The 1,976-nt window shown below is 66.9% G+C and carries 2 protein-coding genes; both read left to right on the top strand.

Annotated elements, in window-relative coordinates; genetic code table 11:
* Window positions 1-70: 70 nt before the first annotated feature.
* A complete protein-coding gene (locus ETD86_RS54135; protein WP_138674355.1) occupies window positions 71-814 on the top strand; it encodes an NlpC/P60 family protein in 744 nt (247 codons plus the stop codon).
* A 297-nt stretch (window positions 815-1,111) separates the two neighbouring features.
* On the top strand, window positions 1,112-1,976 hold an 865-nt coding region (locus ETD86_RS54130; protein ID WP_138674354.1), incomplete at its 3' end, for a 4-(cytidine 5'-diphospho)-2-C-methyl-D-erythritol kinase.

Genomic DNA, 1,976 nt, shown 5'->3' with positions numbered 1-1,976 from the left:
ACCAGGGGATTATCCACAGGCTCATCAGCCTCCGCCGCGCCCCATCCACAGAACCGCATTCGGCGCGACGATGCCCCGCGTCCCCCCACGATGCTGGCCTTCCTCATCCACCCGCCACCCGCCACCGCCACGCAGACGGCGGATCCCCGGAAGGCCGACCATGACTCACCGCTTCGCACTTCTCACGCTCACCTTCACGGGCGGGCTCGTAGCGACCATCGCCGCACTCCCCAGCACAGCGGCCCGCGCCACATTGCCCAGCACCGCCCTCTCCTCGTCAAAGCCAAATCCCCAGGCCGCACTGCCAAGCACAAGAAGACCCCAGTCCACACTTCCGATCCCAACAGCCGAGACGTCAGCCGCCCAAACTCCCCTCCTTCCCAAGAAGCGGAATCGGAAGATCACCCGTGGCGAAATCGCCGCCTCCGCCGCCCTCAACCAACTGGGCGTCTCCTTCTCCTGGGGCGGAGGATCAGCAAAAGGCCCCACTCTCGGCATAGGCCGAGGAGCGAACACCAGAGGCTTCGACTGCAGCGGCCTGACCCTCTACGCGTGGGCCAAGGCAGGCGTGACCCTCGGCCACTACACAGGCACCCAATTCCGCCAGGGCCGCAGAATCGCGCCCGGCGCCCGCCGTGCAGGAGACCTGCTCTTCTTCGGCGGCGGCACAGGCGACCCGACCCACGTGGCCCTATACCTGGGAAGAGGAGTCATGATCCACGCCCCCAAGACCGGCGACGTGGTCAAGAAGACCAACTTCCTCAGATCGCCCTACTTCCGCGCCACCCTCCGAGGCACCGTACGCCCAGCCTGACCTCCCTCGCCGGGACATGCCGCCCCGAACAGCCGAACAGCCGAACAGCCGAACAGCCGAACAGCCGAACAGAATTGAAGAGAGCCGGGCCGAAGCAGATAAGGTCAAGTGGCGTGAGGAGAGGTCACTCTTCGTCACCAACCACCCAGGGGGACAAACATCCACCAACTTGACGCTGCGTGTTGGCGAATCGGCCGTTCCCCGGGTCATATTTCGAGAACCGCATGTCAGGGCGGCGTGCCCCGATAGCATCGAGTGTCCTTGACCCCGGCAAGTGATGAGAGTGGCAGAAGATCGATGAGTTCGGTGACCGTACGTGTGCCAGCGAAGGTCAACGTGCAGCTTTCTGTCGGCCCGCTCAGGGAAGATGGCTACCACGACCTGGTCAACGTCTTCCACGCCGTATCGATCTTCGATGAGGTGATGGCGAAGGAGTCCGAGTCGATCACGGTGTCGGTCAAGGGCAAATGGTCCGACCAGGTGCCGGTTGACGACAGCAACCTGGCGATCCGGGCCGCCCGCGCGCTCGCCAAGCATGCCGGACGCACCTACGGCGCCGACCTGATCATTCAGAAGGACATCCCGGTCGCCGGCGGGATGGCCGGTGGAAGCGCGGACGCCGCCGGAGCTCTCATTGCCTGCAACGAGCTCTGGGGGCTGGGCCTGCCCTTCGACGACCTCATGGAGATCGCCGGAGACCTCGGCAGCGATGTGCCGTTCTCCCTGCTCGGCGGCACCGCCGTCGGCACCGGTCGGGGCGAGCAACTAAGTGAGCTCCCCACGGGAGGCACGTTCCACTGGGTGTTCGCCCTGGCGAACGGCGGCCTCTCCACGGCCAGCGTCTACGCCGAATGCGACCGGCTGCGCGCCGCCGAAGCAGCCGAGGTGCCCTGGCCCCAGCTGAACGACTCGCTCCTGGAGGCCCTGGGCACCGGCGACGCCTACGCCCTGGGCTCCCACCTGAGCAACGACCTCCAGCCCGCCGCACTCAACCTGCGCCCAGAGCTGGGCCCCACCTTGGACGCCGGTCGCCAGCACGGAGCCCTCGGCGCGATCGTCTCCGGCTCGGGCCCTACCTGCGCCTTCCTGGCCATCGACGCTCTCCACGCCCGCGACCTGGCCCTCAGCCTCACCACCACGGGCGCCGCTCACACCGCCGTCC

This window comes from Nonomuraea turkmeniaca, from assembly GCF_005889735.1.
Classification (GTDB): domain Bacteria; phylum Actinomycetota; class Actinomycetes; order Streptosporangiales; family Streptosporangiaceae; genus Nonomuraea; species Nonomuraea turkmeniaca.
The sequence above is the reverse complement of the archived record's forward strand: the minus strand, read 5'-3'. Positions and strand labels throughout refer to the sequence as shown.